General features: G+C 63.3%; 8 protein-coding genes. All 8 read left to right on the top strand.

What is annotated here, in order from left to right; genetic code table 11:
• Positions 1-29 precede the first annotated feature (29 nt).
• The gene (locus tag EU811_RS18545; RefSeq protein ID WP_142939780.1) at positions 30-6,137 is read left to right on the top strand and encodes an Ig-like domain-containing protein; all 6,108 of its coding nucleotides are present in this window, start codon (positions 30-32) and stop codon (positions 6,135-6,137) included.
• A 77-nt stretch (positions 6,138-6,214) separates the two neighbouring features.
• A complete protein-coding gene (locus tag EU811_RS18540) occupies positions 6,215-7,186 on the top strand; it encodes an AAA family ATPase (RefSeq protein WP_142939779.1) in 972 nt (323 codons plus the stop codon).
• A gap of 71 nt (positions 7,187-7,257) precedes the next feature.
• Entirely contained in the window at positions 7,258-8,661 is a 1,404-nt protein-coding gene (locus EU811_RS18535) for a DUF58 domain-containing protein (protein WP_142939778.1), read from the top strand.
• Positions 8,658-11,162: a transglutaminase family protein gene (locus tag EU811_RS18530; protein WP_142939777.1), complete on the top strand. Its 2,505-nt coding sequence runs from the start codon at positions 8,658-8,660 to the stop codon at positions 11,160-11,162. Before EU811_RS18535 ends, EU811_RS18530 begins: the two co-directional genes overlap by 4 nt.
• On the top strand, positions 11,152-12,831 hold the full coding sequence (locus EU811_RS18525; RefSeq protein WP_142939776.1) for an RDD family protein: 1,680 nt from the start codon (positions 11,152-11,154) through the stop codon (positions 12,829-12,831). Before EU811_RS18530 ends, EU811_RS18525 begins: the two co-directional genes overlap by 11 nt.
• Positions 12,828-13,754 (top strand): PP2C family protein-serine/threonine phosphatase, encoded by a 927-nt coding sequence (locus EU811_RS18520; RefSeq protein WP_142939775.1) that lies wholly within the window; start codon positions 12,828-12,830, stop codon positions 13,752-13,754. The genes EU811_RS18525 and EU811_RS18520 overlap by 4 nt, the downstream gene beginning before the upstream one ends.
• The gene (locus tag EU811_RS18515) at positions 13,741-15,729 is read left to right on the top strand and encodes an FHA domain-containing protein (RefSeq protein WP_142939774.1); all 1,989 of its coding nucleotides are present in this window, start codon (positions 13,741-13,743) and stop codon (positions 15,727-15,729) included. The genes EU811_RS18520 and EU811_RS18515 overlap by 14 nt, the downstream gene beginning before the upstream one ends.
• The coding region (locus EU811_RS18510; protein ID WP_142939773.1) for a serine/threonine protein kinase at positions 15,726-16,908 on the top strand (1,183 nt) is incomplete at its 3' end. The genes EU811_RS18515 and EU811_RS18510, both read left to right, overlap by 4 nt.

The raw sequence follows: 16,908 nt of genomic DNA, 5'->3' as shown, positions 1-16,908 counted from the left end.
CGGCTGGACACAAAGGGAATTCTGGGGCTGTGAGAACTTTCTTCGGCAAGCTGGGGCTGAAAAGGCGTCAAAACAAAAAGCTAATAGCGGGTACTGCTGTTACCGCAGCGGGCGCTTTGCTGATCACCGGGGCAATTCTGTACCCGGGCTTCAAGACCACCGAGGTGGACTTGAACGACGGCGGCGTGTGGGTGGTGAGCAAAACCAAGAACGCCGTGGGCCGGTTGAACTACCCGTCCCGCGTTCTTGATGGTGCTGTGACACCCGCAACTACTACCTTTGACGTGCTGCAGCATGACGGCAACGTCTTTGTGGACGATGAGTCCGGCTCTACCATCAACCAGGTCTCTGCCGCGAACCTGAAGCTGGGCGGCGACAAGCAGCTGCCGTCGTCGTCGCAAGTCAGCTACGGCTCCACCGTGCTCTCGGTGACCGATCCCGCTCGCGGAAAAGTCTGGGCGTTGTCTCCGTCCACGGTTAACGGCTTCGATGAAGAAGGAACCGAGCCAGTCTTGACGGGCTCCCCGGGCGTGGTTTCGGCAGTGGGATCCGACAACAGGATCTACACGGCGGACCCTGGCAAGGGTGAAATCACCGTCACTACTGTGGATGCGAACGGTGAACGAACCGACTCGCAGGTTACCAAGGTGGACGAGCTCAAGGGTGCCGGCGATCTCCAACTGGCCGTGGTGGGTGACAAGCCGGTGGTTTTGGACGCCGCCTCCGGAAACCTCTTCCTGCCAGGAGGCCGGAAGCTCCAACTGGCCGATGCCCGGGAAGCAAAGCTGCAGCAGAACAGCGAAGAGAGCAATTACGTTGCCATTGCCACGCAGAAGGCCCTGCTGAAACAGCCCCTTGACGGGTCCACGGCGGCAACTGTCAGTGCTGACGGCGAAGGCGTCCCCGCTGCGCCCGTTCAGGTCAGTAAGTGTGTTCACTCGGCATGGTCGGGCGCCAACAAGTATGTCCGGGACTGCGACAACGACGCCGACGACAAGCAGAATGACGTCCCCAAAGCAAGCGCCTCGCCCAGCTACGTTTTCCGGGTGAACCGGGACCTTGTGGTCCTCAATGACGTCAACTCAGGCAGCGTGTGGCTGGTCAACCAGAATATGCAGCTGGTGAACAACTGGGACGACGTCGTCCCGCCCAAGAACCAGTCCGATGACCAGGACCAGGAGTCCGCGGACAACAACACCATCAACGTCCTCCCGGACCGCACCAAGCCCAACCGTCCGCCTGAGACAAAACCTGACGAGTTCGGTGTCCGCCCCGGGCGGACATCCATTCTGAGCGTGCTGGATAACGACTCAGACCCCGACGGCGATGTCCTCACCGCCTCGGTAGGCGCCAATGGGCCAAAGATGGGTGCGTTGGAGAACATCTACGGAGGCTCTGCTTTCCAGATCAAGGTCCCGGCCGACGCCAAGCCGGGAACTGAAGTCTTTGACTACAACGCTGCCGATGGCCGTGACTTGTCCGCCGGCGGCAAGGTCACCCTGCGGGTAGTAGCTCCTGAAGAGAACAAACCGCCGATTTTCAAGCGAGGCGAACCCACCACCATGTTGGTGGAGCAGGGCAAGTCCGTCAGCCAGAACATTCTGACTGACTGGATGGACCCTGACGGCGATGACCTCGTCCTGCTGGATGCGAAGTCGGACAACGACCAGGACCAGGTGAAGGTTCGCCGCGATGGCCTCCTGACGTACCAGGATTCGGGTGCAGCGCCGGGCAAGAAGAACGTCACCATCACCGTGTGGGACGGCCGGGCCACCACCACCGGCCGCATCGTGGTCAACGTGCAGCCACCGGGTGCCCTGGCGCCTGTAGTCAATGCGGACCACGTCACGGCTGTGGTTGGCCAGGACCTGGTGATCGCGCCGTTGAAAAACGATGTGGACCCCAATGGTGGCGCACTTCGTGTGGCCCACGTTGAGGCAGCGGGCCCGGCTGAGCTGGGCCCGGTGACGGACGGCGGCACCTTTACCTTCCGGAGCACCACGCCTGGCCCGATCTACCTGACGTACATTGCCAGCAACGGCCCCCAGAGCAGCCAGGGACTGATCCGCGTGGACGTGGAGTCCGGTAAGGATCCCGGCGCGCCGGTTGCCGTTCATGACGTTGCCCTGCTCCCTGTGGGTGGAAGCGTCCTGGTTGATCCGCTGGCCAACGATTCCGATCCTTCCGGTGGCGTGCTGGTCCTCCAGTCCGTCACCGTGCCCGACGGCTCGTCGGCATCCGTCAGCGTGATCGACCACAGCGTCCTTCGCGTCACGGATGTCCTCGGTGCCAAAGAACCGTTCGTTTTCAGCTACACCATGTCCAACGGCCGTGCCTCGGCCACCGGGACAGTGGGCGTGGTCCCGGTGCCGGCTCCCGCCGTCGTCGAGGCTCCCCAGCCAAAACCTGACGAAGTCAACGTGCGCGTGAACGACGTCGTGACCATCCCGGTCTTGGACAATGACACCCACCCGCAGGGTGAGGAACTGTCCGTGGACCCGGTACTGGCGCAGAGCATTCCGGAAGAGGACGGTAAAGCGTTCATTTCCGAGAAGACCCTTCGCTTTATCGCCGGCCCCACTCCAAAAACCGTGCGTGCCATCTACAACGCCGTGGATCCGCAAGGGCAGAAGAGCGCCGCCGCGGTGACCATCCACATCCTTCCGCTGGAGGGCACGCAGAACTCGCGCCCGCAGCCGCAGAACCTCACGGCACGCGTGGTAGCGGGCGGCAGCGTCCGCATTCCGGTCCCGCTGGACGGCATCGACCCAGATGGCGACTCGGTGCAGCTCACCGGCATCGACAGCACTCCCACTATGGGAACCGCGACGGCGGGAAGCAGCTTCATCGATTTCGTCGCCGCCGGTGACGGTGCGGGTACGGATACGTTCAGGTACAAGGTGATCGACCGCCAAGGCGCGGTGAACACGGGAACCGTGACGGTTGGCGTTGCGCCACGTGGCGAAGACAACCAGAAACCCGCACCCGTGGATGACGAGGTCAAGGTTCGTCCCGGGCGCCAGATCGCCATCGACGCGACGGCCAATGACACCGACCCCGACGGCGACCTCATCCGTATCCTGACGGACAGCATTGAAGCCGACGCCGAACTTGACGCCAAGGTCAGCCAGACCAGTGGCCGGATCCTGGTAACAGCTCCGGCAGCGGAGGGCACCGTCAACGTCCGCTACTCAGTGGCCGATGACCGCGATGCGGTGGGCCAAGCCAGTATTCGTGTGGTGGTCCAGAATGACCTGCCGTTGCAGGCACCGATTGCCCGCGACGACCGCGTGACCTCGGCCCAGACGCTCGGCAAGACAGCTGTGGACGTTCCTGTCCTGAAGAACGATGAGGACCCGGACGGCGTGGGGGAGAACCTCAAGGTCGCAACAGGCTTGGACACAGCACGCCCCGGACCCGAAGGCAACGTCATTGTTGACCTGACCGAGCAGCCGCAACTGGTGCCCTACACGGTGGAGGACGTGGATGGCCAGAAGTCCACAGCCATCATCTGGGTTCCCGGGATTGGCCAGCAGGTGCCCACGCTCGCTAAGGACGAGGTGGTGGAACTTGTCTCAGGTCAGTCCGTCACGGTGAACCTCGCGGAGTGGGTGAAGGTCCGCGAAGGAAAGTCGCCGCGCCTGACCCAAACCGACCGCATCAAGCTCATCGGAGCCGACGGCAGCGATCCCATAGCCAACGGTGGTACCGCGCTGAAGTACACCGCCGGCGCCGAGTACGTAGGCCCAGGTTCCATCAGCTTCGAAGTTACCGATGGGACAGGCCCGGACGACCCCAATGGTTTGAAATCGACGCTCAGCATCCGAACCAAGGTGCTGCCCGACCCCAACAAGAACAATCCGCCGGTGCTGCTCGGCAGTGACGTGGAAGTTCCCAAGGGAGACTCTGCCAGCCTGGACCTGGAGAAGCTGACGTCGGATCCGGACTCGGATGACGTGCAGAACATGAACTACGAGCTGGTGGGCGACGCCCAGGGCGGCTTCAAGGTGAACGTGGATGGCAAGACGCTCAAGGTCTCCGCGGACGATTCCGTGCAGATCGGGCAGACAGGCACCGTCCAGGTGAAGGCCAAGGACCGGCGCGGACTGGAGGCTGTGGCAACTTACAAGCTGTCCTTGTCGGCCTCCAACAGGCCCAAACCCGTGGCCAACGACGACGCTGAGCCGGATGCCCAATCCGGGAAACCAGTGACCGTCAACGTGTTGGCAAATGACTCCAATCCGTTCCCGGATACTGCGCTGAAGATCGTCTCGGCCGTCACCGAAACGGGCCAGGGAACGGCTGACGTTGGGGGAGACAGTGTCACTGTCACCCCTGCAGGCGGCTTCACCGGCACCATGGTGGTGGCCTACACGGTGCAGGATAAGACCGGCGAGATTTCCCGTTACGCCACTGCCCGCATCCGGTTGACCGTCAAGGACAAGCCGGCCGCGCCCACCACGCCCTTGGCTCAAAGCGTGGGGGACCAGACCGCGCTCCTGACGTGGAACGCGCCGCCTGATCGTGGCTCACCCATCACCAAGTACACGGTGTACGGGGAGAACGGCTTCACGCAGGACTGCCCCGCGAACACGTGTACGTTGACAGGGCTGACCAACAACGTGAAGTACCACTTCGCCGTCACCGCCACGAATGCGATTGATGAATCCGAACGCTCTCCGGTGTCCGCCGAGGTCCGTCCGGACGTTAAGCCGGACACCCCTGTGGCACCGACGCTGAAGTTTGGCGACAAGCAACTCTCCGTGGCGTGGGTTCCTCCTGCGAGCAAGGGTTCGCCCATCAAGTCCTACGATCTTGAGATCTCTCCTGCTCCTGCCGGCCAGAATCCGCAGATCCAGAACCTCACAGGCAACAGTCACGTGTGGACCGGTCTGACCAATGGGGTGGCCTATAAGGTACGCGTCCTGGCAAGAAATGACGCCAAGGAGCCCTCGGAATGGAGTACGTACTCCGCAGCCGAGGTTCCTGCCGGCGTGCCGGCAACTCCTGCGGCTCCGTCGGTTTCGGGCGCCGGGTCGGTAGGTAGCCAAAGCCAGCTCCAGGTCAGTTGGGCCGCGCCGAACAACAATGGCGACGCCGTGTCCGCCTACACGTTGACCACGTACATGGGCGGGGCCGTAGTGGCTACCCAATCCGTGGCCGCGACTTCGCAGAACGTTACCGTGGCCAACTCGGAAGCGGACTACACGTTCACAGTCTCGGCTACAAACAAAGCCGGCGTCAGTGGTGTCAGCCAACAGTCTGCGCCTATCCGTGCTGCTGGTAAGCCCGGAATGGTGGGTGCTCCATCGGCTGCCTTGGTTGAGACCAACGGTGATGGTGGCAAGATTCAAGTCACCTTCAATCCCTTGACAGCTGCGGAGCGAAACGGAGCAAACGTCAACGAGATCAGCTACCGGTACGCGCTGACTTCCGGTGGCGGCAGCGGTTCGATTCCTTCCGGCGGTGCTGTTGTGGCGGCCGCCAATGGCACCGACACAGCCGTTGTTGTGTGGGCAGTATCTGCACGAAACTCCACAGCCGGGGACCGAAGCCCGGCATCAAACACTGTCAATCCCTATGGGCTTGCAGCTGCGCCGGTGGTGACAGGTAGCAAGAGCAGCGGCGTCGGCGACAAGACGGTGTCCTGGACCTGGAACGCCCCCAGCGGTAATGGCCGCCCTGTAACGGGGTATCAGTACAGCCTTGATGGCGGAGCATGGACAAACACGGATCAGAGGTCGCTCTCACGAAGTGTGGGTTACAGCCAGACCGTTACACTTCAGGTCCGTGCGATCAGCGGCGGCCAAGCTGGCCGGGTGGGCAGTGATACATCCCGCAGTGGAGCCGAACCGCCTCCGCCGCCACCGCCTAACCCGCCCGCGCCATCGCAGATCCAGGCCCACAACAGCACTTGTCCCGGCCAACCAGGAAGGCCGGACTCGTACAACCCGAGTGGCCCCACGTGTGGAGTCGGCTGGGTGGAGCGGTCTTGGGGCTGGATTGATGTCACCTGCAGGGATGACATCTACAACAATGGCACGCCCTGGTACAAGCTCAACGGCTCGCCGAAGAGCGGCTGGTTCGTGAAGTCAACCACCGTGGACGTCCGCAATGGTGTGCCGCCACCCTGCTGACTCCTGGCCGGCCAGCCGGACAGCCGAAGCAACATCTACAACCCAACACCTCCATACCCAAGGAACAGGATCTACCGATGACCATGACAAACGAGCAGGCCGCCTGGTTTGCAGAGACGTTCGAGAAGCTCGTTGCCAACGTGGGCAAGGCCGTGTTGGGCAAGGAACACGTCATCCGGCTGACCTTCACCGCCATGATGGCCGAAGGCCACGTGTTGTTTGAAGACGCACCGGGCACGGGTAAGACTTCACTGGCGCGTGCCTTGGCCGCGACGGTCCAGGGTTCGCACAACCGCATCCAGTTCACGCCTGACCTTCTGCCCTCTGACGTGACGGGTGTGACCATTTACGATCAGAAGACCCAGAAGTTCGAGTTCCACAAGGGTCCGGTGTTCAACAACATCGTCCTGGCTGACGAAATCAACCGTGCTTCCCCCAAGACGCAGTCCGCATTGCTGGAGGTCATGGAGGAATCCCGGGTCACCGTGGATGGCACCACCTATGAGGCTGGCCGCCCGTTCATGGTTCTGGCTACCCAGAACCCCATCGAGCAGGCGGGTACCTACCGTCTGCCCGAGGCCCAGCTCGACCGCTTTCTCATTAAGACCTCCATCGGCTACCCGGATCACGCTTCCACGGTTCGGCTGCTGGGCGGGGCCAACCTGAAGGATCGTTCGAAGGACCTCACGCCGTTGATCACCACCCAGGCTGTGGCTGATATGGCGGACCTGGCAGCCACAACCCACGTGGATACCGCTGTGCTGGAGTACATTTCGCGTCTCTGCGAAGAAACCCGTAATGCCGGCGAAACCCGTCTTGGTGTTTCGGTCCGTGGGGCATTGGCCATGGTTCGTGCCGCGAAGGTGTGGGCAGCCAGCCAGGGCCGCAACTTTGTGCTGCCGGATGACATCAAGGAACTCGCTCCCGTGGTGTGGACCCACCGTTTGGTGATGGACCCGGAAGCTGAATTCTCCGGGGCAACGCCCGAGGTTGTCCTTAACCGCGTCCTCGCCGACGTCGCCGCCCCGCAGCAACGCGCAAGCGCATAAACCCGGTACCGGGCATCAACCCGGTACCATGCGTTTCTCCACCGCACCCTAGCTCAAACAAAGGCACCCACATGTCCTCCAGCACACCCCTGAACAGGGCTGCTGATTCGTTCAAGCGCACCGCATCTGCACTTGGCGATAAGTTGCGCTCCCTGCGCGGCACTGGCAACAAACCGGGCAAGCGCCCCGGCAAGCCAGGTAAACGCGGCACCACCAGCAAGCTCCACCCCGCAGCCGTATGGTCGGAAGCCGCTGGAACTGCCGGCGATTTCCTGGCACCGGCGTGGGACAGGATCCGTGCTGTGTGGCTGAGGTTCGTTTGGCCTGTCCTTGCAGTGGTGAGCCTGCTCGGCTGGGTGGTGTTGGCTGCCTCAATCGCGCTCTGGTGGGCAGGGCAGGCGTGGGGGTGGCAGGAGGCCAAGTCTGCCTCGATGGTGGCTTTCCTGTTGTTCCTTCTGGCCATCGGCTTCATTGTGGGCCGTTCGGCGTATGGCGTGGTCCTCGACCTCGCCCGCACCCGGGTGGCTGTGGGGGATGACGCTGTGGGCAGTATTGCGGTATCCAACGTTTCCACCAGGCCGTTGTTGCCTGCGGCGCTGGAGCTCCCGGTGGGTTCAAATACTGCCGTTTTCCATTTGCCACGGATGAAGCCCGCCCAGGTTCATGAGGATCTTTTCACGATTCCCACGGCCCGCCGTGCAGTGATTGTGGTGGGTCCGGTCCGTTCTGTGCGCGCTGACCCCCTTCACTTGCTGCGCCGTCGCGTCATGTGGACTGAGCCGGTGGACCTGTTCGTGCACCCTCGCACGGTCTCCCTGGGCAGCTCGGCAGCAGGGTTTATCCGTGACCTTGAGGGCATGCCCACCACGGAGCTGTCCAGTGCGGATGTTTCTTTCCATGCTTTGCGCGACTATGTCCCTGGTGACGATCGGCGCCACATCCACTGGAAGACCACAGCCCGGACCAATAAGCTCATGGTCCGCCAGTTCGAGGAAACCCGGCGCGCGCACCTTGCCATTTCTTTGTCCATCAACACCGATGAGTATGATTCCGAGGCGGAGTTCGAAATGGCCATCTCCGTGGCGGCATCCATCGGACGCCAAGCGATCAGTGAACAACGTGACCTGGACGTCCTAACCCAGAAGGGGCCGCTCCGCTGCGAGACGGGCCGTAACATGCTGGACGACATGACCCGGGTTGTCGGGGCACCCATGCGGAAGACCGCCGTCGACCTCGCGCGGAACCTGTCTGACGCCGTCCCGAATGCCTCAGTGGTGTTCTTTGTGGTAGGCAGCCACGTGACGGCAACCCAGCTGCGCACCTGCGCTGCCTCCGTTCCTCCCGGCGTGCGGAGCCTGGCGGTGCGGGTTCAACCCGGCGCGGCGCCGTCGAGGGCTAATATCGCGGACCTGACGGTCCTGACGGTGGGCGACCTGGACGACTTGGCAATTGTTCTTCGAAAGGCGGCAGCATGAGCACCGCGCCCAATCTCCGTCCCCGCGCGAAGGAAGCGAAGGGCTCCCGCGCCGCCCAGGGTTCGCGGTCCGCGGCGCGCGCCACGGGCGCATCCATCTTCAGCGACGGCAGGCCTCTGTGGCATTTTGCCATTGACTGCGGGGCGCTGCTGGTGCTGCTGCTCCTTGGCGTGCTCGGTTTCGCTTTGAGCTTTGGGGGAGACCCCCATTACCTCATCGCAGGCCTGGGCGGCGTGCTGCTGGGGTTGGGTATCGCCGTCCTCAACGCGCACCTTCGTTTGGGGCTGCTGATCACCACAGCGGTGGCGTTCGGTGCGTACATGGTTTTCGGGTCGGCCCTGGCAGTGCCGGACTCGGCAGTTTTCGGATTCCTTCCCAGCCTCGACTCGTTGCGCACGCTCCTGCTGGGCGTTGTCTTCGCTTGGAAGGACATGCTGACTGTTGGCGTGCCTGTGGGGACCGCGAACGGCATGCTCATTGTGCCGTTCCTGAGTTCCTTGGTCACTGCGCTGGCTGCCGGTCTGCTCACATGGCGTCTGAAGAGCCCCTACTGGCCGTTGCTTCCCGTGCTGGTTCTCTTTGTTACGGGCATTGCTTTCAGTACCAGTGCGGGTTTCCTCAACGTGGAGCGTGGCGTCTCCCTGACTATTGTGTCCATTGTGTGGGCGACGTTCCGCCGCGATGTACTCCGCCGGAACAGCACCAAAGCGGTTTCGGCCAACAGGCCGGATTCCGACGCCGCTACGGCCCGCCGAGGGCAGCTCCGCCGGCTGGGGACTGCTGCAGCAGTGATCGCCGTTGCGGTGGGTGTTACTGCAATCGCCTCGCCGTTGGTCACAGCCAGTGATGACCGCAAGGTCCTCCGCAACACGATCGTTCCGCCTTTCGATCCCCGGGATTACATCACCCCCTTGGCGAGCTTCCGCAGCTTCGTTAAGGATGAGAAGGACAAGACGCTGTTCACGGTCAAGGGGCTGCCCAAAGACGCCCGCGTCCGGCTGGCGGCGCTGGACGCCTTCAACGGCCTGAACTACACCATGGACCCCAACAGTTCCGGCAACTTCAGCAAGGTAGGCGACGCCCGTTCGCTCAATACGCTGGCCGACTCCGGGAGCCCGGTGCAGGGCACCAACTACACGCTGGACATCACTGTGGAGGACTACCAGGGCTACTTTGTTCCGGGTGGACGGCACACCACGGGGATGAGTTTTGCAGACACGTCCGGCGCAGCATCAGGGCTGTATTTCAACGCCGGCACCGATACCGCCGTGACCACCAAAGGCTTGGCAAGGGGCGATAACTACACTGTTCAGGTCTCGGACCCCGGGACGCTGGAGCACGGACAGCTCACGCAGTACGACTTTGCGAAGCTCACGCTGCCCGAGGCGGAGGAAGTTCCGCCGATTGTGGCGTCGCAGGCGAACCAGCTTTCGGAAGACGCACCGACGGCCATTGACCGTGTCCGGCAGATTGAGGCGCACTTCCAGAAGAGTGGTGCGTTCAGCAACGGGCTGGTAGCCGAGGGACAGCTCCCAAGCCTCCCCGGTCACAGCGCTGCACGCGTCCGCAACATGCTCTCGGCCAAGCAAATGCTGGGCGACGACGAACAGTACGCCGTATCCATGTCCCTCATGCTCCGTCACCTTGGCATACCGTCCCGTGTGGTGATGGGGTTCTACCCGGACCCCAAGAGCCCCGAGAACGGCGCTGGAGACATCAAGATCACGGGTAAGGATGTCCACGCCTGGGTGGAAGTGGCGTTCGACCGCGTGGGCTGGGTGACGTTCGATCCCACGCCGCCCAAGGACAACGTGCCCATCCCGCCGGACCCTGAGAACAAGTCCAAACCCAAGCCGCAGGTGCTGCAGCCGCCGCCCCCGCCGCAGGAGCCCGCGGACCTGCCGCCGGATTCCACACCGGATGCCCTGGACGCTGACGAGAAGAAGAACAACCCCTGGCTTTTCTGGGGTCCGCTGCTGGCGGCCATCGGCATGGCACTGATTCCGCTGGGGATCCTCGCCTTGCCGTTGTTGCTCATCCTTCTGTTGAAATCACGACGCCGGAAGGCGCGTTTCCGTGATGGCCACCCCGCGCAGCGGGTTGGCGCCGGCTGGAATGAAGTGCTGAGCCTGGTCACCGATATGGGTGCTTCGATCGACACCAAGTCCACCAGGCGCGAATCGGCCACAGTCATCGCTGACGCGTTCCCCACCACCGGAACTACCACCACCCTGCTTGCCCACCGTGCGGACGCCGCTGTGTTCGGTGCGGGCCAGCCCAGTGAGAAGGAGGTCAAGGAGTACTGGGAGATCGTTGATACGTCGCTGACCGACATCACCGGAAGCGTTGGTTTCTGGAAACGGCAGCAGGCACGATTCTCGCCGCGCTCGTTGCTGTCCGATGGCCGCGCTGCCCTTCGTCGCCGTCAACAGGGCACCTCCGATCCTGCGAAGCGCGGCTTCACCTTGCCGTTCAAGAAGGACACCACCGATGAGCAATGAGACAGAACTTTGCCCGGCCTGCCGGCACGGGGTACGCCCGGGTGCGACGTTCTGCACGCAGTGCGGTTCACCCCTGAGTAACCGTGGTGCCCGCAAGGAAGGCAATATCAACCATGCCCAAAAGGCGGCGTTGGAGTTCGCCAACCGGCACGGGTTCTCCGATCCCGGTAGTATCTCGGTAGTGTCGGCGCCGGAGTCGCCGATGCCGCACGGAACAAAAACCATGCCGGATGGTATGCCGGGGCCAGGGGGAGGGACCACAATGACCACCAAGCTCGAGTTGGCGCCCGCCACTACAGGGAAACGCCTGGGCGCAGCCGTGTTGGACTGGCTGGGTCCCTTTGCCGTGCTTGCCACCACGTTCGCTATTGGTATTGCCGGCATCACGCAGACCCGCAGGAACGGCTTCATTGTCTATGACACGGGCCTGCTGGTTCTGCTGGGCAGCATCGGCTTGGGCGTGACCGTGGTGTATACCTTTGTCATTCTTGGTCTTGAGGCGAAGTCCGGAAACACCATCGGTAACCAGCTCATGGGCATCCGCAGTGCGGATTCTGATGGCTACGCGCCGGGTGCCGGGGTTGTTTTTGTCCGGGGGATTCTCACCGGCGGCCTTCTGCTGCTGGGTTCCATTGTTGCCGTCATCTTGTCCGCGCTCGGACTGATCGGGCTGGTCCTGTGGATCGCCCTGCCGTTGATGTTCCTGGGTGTTGTGTGGGCTGTCCTTGTGGTCATCTCCAACGCCTGGGACAAAAACGGCAAACTGCGCGGCTGGCAGGACAAAGCGGCAAAGTCCTTGGTGTTTGACGTCAAGCAGGGTCGTAACCCGGTGACCACCGGAGGCATCCAGGGCCCGTACAGTTTCGCCCCCATGGATCTCCCACCGGTTCAACCCGTAGCTTCGCCGGTACCGTCAGGCCCCGTGCCGGGTTCCCGTCAAGGTGCCACCGCACAGGCTGTCCCCGGCCAGGCTGCTCCCGCCCGGATCTCGCCTGCGCTGGCAGCGCCCACCCAAACTTCGCCAGCGCAAGCAACTCCCGCCCCTGCGACACCGGTGGCCCCTGCCGTGCAACCTTCGCATGATCCGAACCAATGGCGTCCGCCGTCGGCGCCTTTCGCGCCGGCATCGCGCACAACCATAGCGCCGCAAGCCCCGGCTCCTTCCGTGCAGGCCGCGGCGCCAGCGGCGGTTCCTTCCGCGCAGGCCCCGGCAGCACCGCAGGCCCCGGCAGCACCGCCGGCCGTAACAATCCCGCCTCACGACACTCCCGCGGCCACCGCCCACCCGGACGACGACCTGGAGCGCACCCAGATGCGCCCGGGTGCTGCCCGCGCCCAAGCTGTCCTGCGGATCCGGGTCGACGACGGCCAGGACATCCAGCTGGGCGGGTCAGTTCTCCTCGGCCGCAATCCGGCACCGCAGCCCGGGGAGTCCGTGGAGCAACTGCTGCCTGTGACAGATCCGGGGCGGTCCATTTCCAAAACGCATCTGCATCTGCGCGTTGATGGCGACGGAGTCTGGGTCACGGACCGCAATTCCACCAACGGCAGCGCCGTCACCACGCCGGACGGTTTGCAGACCAGGCTCAACCCGGGCGAAGCAAGCTTTGTCCGTCCCGGTTCCACCGTTCACTTTGGGGACCGTTCCTTCCACCTAGGACAAGCATGAATTCACAGCCGGCCACTCCCGCCAACGCCGAAGCGGGTCCCGCTGCAAGCGGAACGGCTTTTCGACTCAGCTATGGGTACGGTACGGACCGCGGTCTTCGGCGCGAACTGAACGAGGACTCTTTCATCGCCTCTGACCCGGTCTTTGCCGTTGCCGACGGCATGGGCGGGCACGAAGCGGGGGAGATTGCCAGCGGCATGTGCGTGCGGGCCTTGGGCAGCGCTCCCGAATTGGCCACCGGCGTGCGCACTGCAACAGCAGCTGACCTTCAGTCCTGCCTGTTGAAGGCCGATGCCGCGATCCGCGACGCGACGGGCGCCCGTGCCGGGACCACGCTGTCCGGGGTAGTGGTGGTGGAACAGATGGGCCTGCCTTACTGGCTGGTGATGAACATCGGCGATTCCAGGACGTACCGCCTCAGCCAAGGCGAGTTCGCACAGGTCAGCGTTGACCATTCCGAAGTGCAGGAACTGGTGGATGCCGGAGATATCACTGCCGAGCAGGCAACAGTCCACCCCCGCCGTCACGTGGTGACCCGTGCCTTGGGCACCGGCGATGAGACTGAGGCTGACTTTTGGTTGCTTCCCATTCAGGAAGGCGACCGGATCATGATCTGCTCGGATGGTCTCAACGGTGAACTGGGGGATGACCACATGTTCCGCATCCTCAGCACCGTCGCCCATCCGCAAGACGCCGTGGACGCACTGATCCAGGCTGCTTTGCGGAGCGGTGGCAGGGACAACGTCACCGTCATTGTGGTGGACGCCAAAAACGTCTTGAACGATGCCGGGATCGCTATCACAGCGCCCCGCCCCGAGGTTCCGTCCGAGGTTGAAGAAGACACCCTTCCCCGGGCCTGGGTCAATGGCACGGATGAGGCCGTCGGGGCTAATCAGGAGGAAGGCGTTGATGGCAAGCAGTAACCCCCTTTCACTAACCCGCTACCAGCAGGGTGAGTGGTTTGGCGTTGTGCGGAACGGAACCGTGGTGCTTCTTGGCCCCGACACACCGCACGCACTGATCGACACCGTATGGGAGTTGCTGGCATCGGCACCGGAGGCCCACGAAGTCCTCCATGAGGTGACGGAGGCCTTTGGTGTTTCCCTCAGCCGTATTCCACCGTTCGGGATCATTGATTCCAAAGACGCGCTCCGTGTGTTCCTCCGGGGAGACCTTGAACTGGTGGTGCAGTTGGGCGGTGGCGTGCAGTTGGGTGGTGGCGAGGAACGCCTGACGGGCCGTGACGTCACCACGTGGACCGAACGCCGGCTCGTGGATGCTACGGCCTACAGCGTCCGGATCGGGAATGGCACTGCTGTGTCTGCAGGAATTCCGACGGCGGGAGGGAGCCTCCCGCTGAACGCCTCGCCGCTGAACGCCTCGCCGGTGAACAGTCTCCCTGTGGGAGAAGGCGTGGTCCTCCTTGCAGCGCTCGACGCCGCGGCAGGATCGGCCGGGCCCGCGGCTAGTGAGCCCGAGGTCAAGCCGGCAATGGTGTCCGATGAGACCATGATCGGTTACACGGAGGTGGACCTTGGCCTGACCATCGCACCCGGCCACATGATCAGTTCCGTGGGTTCTTCCACATCTGAGGAGGATGCTGCTGCCGAGGAGTCGTCGGCCTCCGAGGTGCCTGTGAAAAGTGCGGTGCCTGCAGAACCGCGCGCATCCCAAGACGCCGCAGTGGCTGAGGAACCGGGCGTGTCGGAAGAACCCGTACTGCCTGGCGAACCCGTGCGGCCTGAAGAAGCTGCACTTACTGAAGAAGCCGCACCCCCTGCAGACCAGGTTGCGGACCAGGCTGAGGAGCAGGAGTCAGCTTCTGCGGCGGACTTGGACACATCCGGTGTGCCTGGCCATACGAGCACCACCGATCTCTTGGTTCCGTCACTGGAGAACACCACGAACTATGACCATTTGTGGGACAAAACGGTGATGCGGAACATTGAGGATGCCGCTGTTCGAACGGACAATGAGTCCGAAGACCACGGTTCACCGGCTGCCACGGCACCGGAAGCCTCAACGCCGCTGGACATGAAATCCTCAACCGAAGCGACAGGCGAGGACCACCCGCCAGGAGGGGGCGGCGTCGGATCCGTTCCCCTCGCGCCTGCTTCCGCCCCGCAGGTTCACGATGAGAGTGTGTCCTCAGCAGGGACCACTTCCGGCCTGATTGACTCGGTCCCATGGCTGCGCAGCGGCCCTTCCACCTCCGGATCCAGTGAGCAGCAGGCTGCTCAGCCGGGTTCCGTTGCCGAGCCCGCGCCCCAGGTAGCAGCGCCCCAAATACCGGCGGCGTGGCTCTCGGCCTCCGACGCTAGGCCAGCGGACGAGGACTCGGATCATGACGGCCAAACCATCATGAAGAGCAGCCTTCCCTCTGCGAGCGAACAGGGACCCACGGCTGCTCCGGGTGGCGCTGATGCGCCTGCCGTCGTAGGGCCGAGCGTCCTGGCGCGCCTGTGCTCCCAAGGTCACGCCAACCCGCCCACCTATCCGCAGTGCTCGGTATGCGGGGTTCCCGTGACAGGAGACGCCGTCCATGTACCGCGTCCACGGCTGGGCCGGATGCGGGTTTCCACAGGTGAGCTGGTGGATTTGGACCAGTCGCTCATCATCGGCCGGCAACCGTCGGTCTCCCGCGTTCAGGGCGGCACCATGCCGCGCCTGGTCCAGGTGGACAGCCCCGGAGGAGATATTTCCCGCTCCCACGTGGAGGTCCGGCTGGAGGGTTGGCACGTCATGCTGTGCGACCTGAAAGCGACCAACGGAACCGTGCTTATCCGGGAGGGCCAGGCACCGCGCCGGCTTGCCCAAAACGAAATGGCAATCCTGCTGGACGGCGATATCGCCGAGTTGGGTGACAACATTTCATTGCGTTTCGAGGAGATTCTTTGAGTTCCAAGAGGCCCCCTGCGCCGCCTCCACCCATTCCGGGTTTCAAGTACATCAGCCTGTTGGGCTCTGGTGGCTTCTCGGATGTTTATCTTTATGAGCAGGACCGCCCGCGCCGAAAAGTAGCGGTCAAGGTGCTGTTGTCCGATCTGAAGACCGAAGGGGCACGCCGCCGTTTCGAGTCCGAAGCGAACCTCATGGCGCAGTTGTCGTCGCACCCTTACATCGTGACGATCTTCGAAGCCGAGATCACTGAAAACGGGCACTCGTACTTGGCCATGGAGTATTGCTCCAGGCCGAGCCTTGACGTCCGCTATCGTCGTCAGCGATTCAGCGTGGACGAAGTCCTGGCCGTCGGCATCCAGGTGGCCTCCGCCGTCGAGACAGCCCACCGGGCAGGCATCGTTCACCGGGACATTAAGCCGGCCAACATCCTGGTGACCGATTACAATCGGCCTGCCCTGACCGACTTCGGCATCTCTGGCACCATCGGCGCCGACACTGAAGACGACGCCGGAATGTCCATACCGTGGTCCCCGCCGGAGCAGTTCCGCGGTGGTGCCGTGGATGGCGTTCCCGTGGATGTTTGGGCGCTGGGCGCTACGTTGTACACGCTCCTGGCGGGTCGCTCGCCATTTGTCCTTCCGGGACAGGACAACTCCCAGCGGGAATTGATCTCCCGCATCACCAATTCTCCGCTGCCCAGGCTGGGACGCGCCGACGTTCCCGAGTCCCTGGAGCTGGTGCTGGCCACATCCATGGCCAAGTCACCGGAATCGCGATATTCGTCAGCGCACGCTTTCGCGTTGGCACTTCAGCGGATCCAAGCGGAACTGAACCTGTCCGTGACGCCCTTTGAGGTTCTTGAAGAACCCGGGCACGGTGACGATCAGCATCCGGACGACAACTTTGAGGAAACCCGGGTCCGGAGCATCGCTTCGATCGATCCCGACGCTTCGGGAACGGCCACCACAGGGTCGGCACCCACTTTCCCTGCGCGAACTTTCCCGTCCACGGTTCCGGGCGGGACCCAGCACCCGACCCAGCGGCCGGCGCCGCCGTTTGCCCGGCCCGCCAGCGAACCCCAGCCCGCCACCCCCTCGCACTCCAGCGACCCCTCACAACCTGTCCAGTCACAGGCCGGTCCGGCCGCCCCGCCCCGGTTCCATGCTCCGGCGACGC

Origin of the sequence: Arthrobacter sp. TS-15, from assembly GCF_006964045.1 — a bacterium.
Taxonomy (GTDB): Bacteria; Actinomycetota; Actinomycetes; order Actinomycetales; family Micrococcaceae; genus Arthrobacter.
The sequence above is the reverse complement of the archived record's forward strand: the minus strand, read 5'-3'. Positions and strand labels throughout refer to the sequence as shown.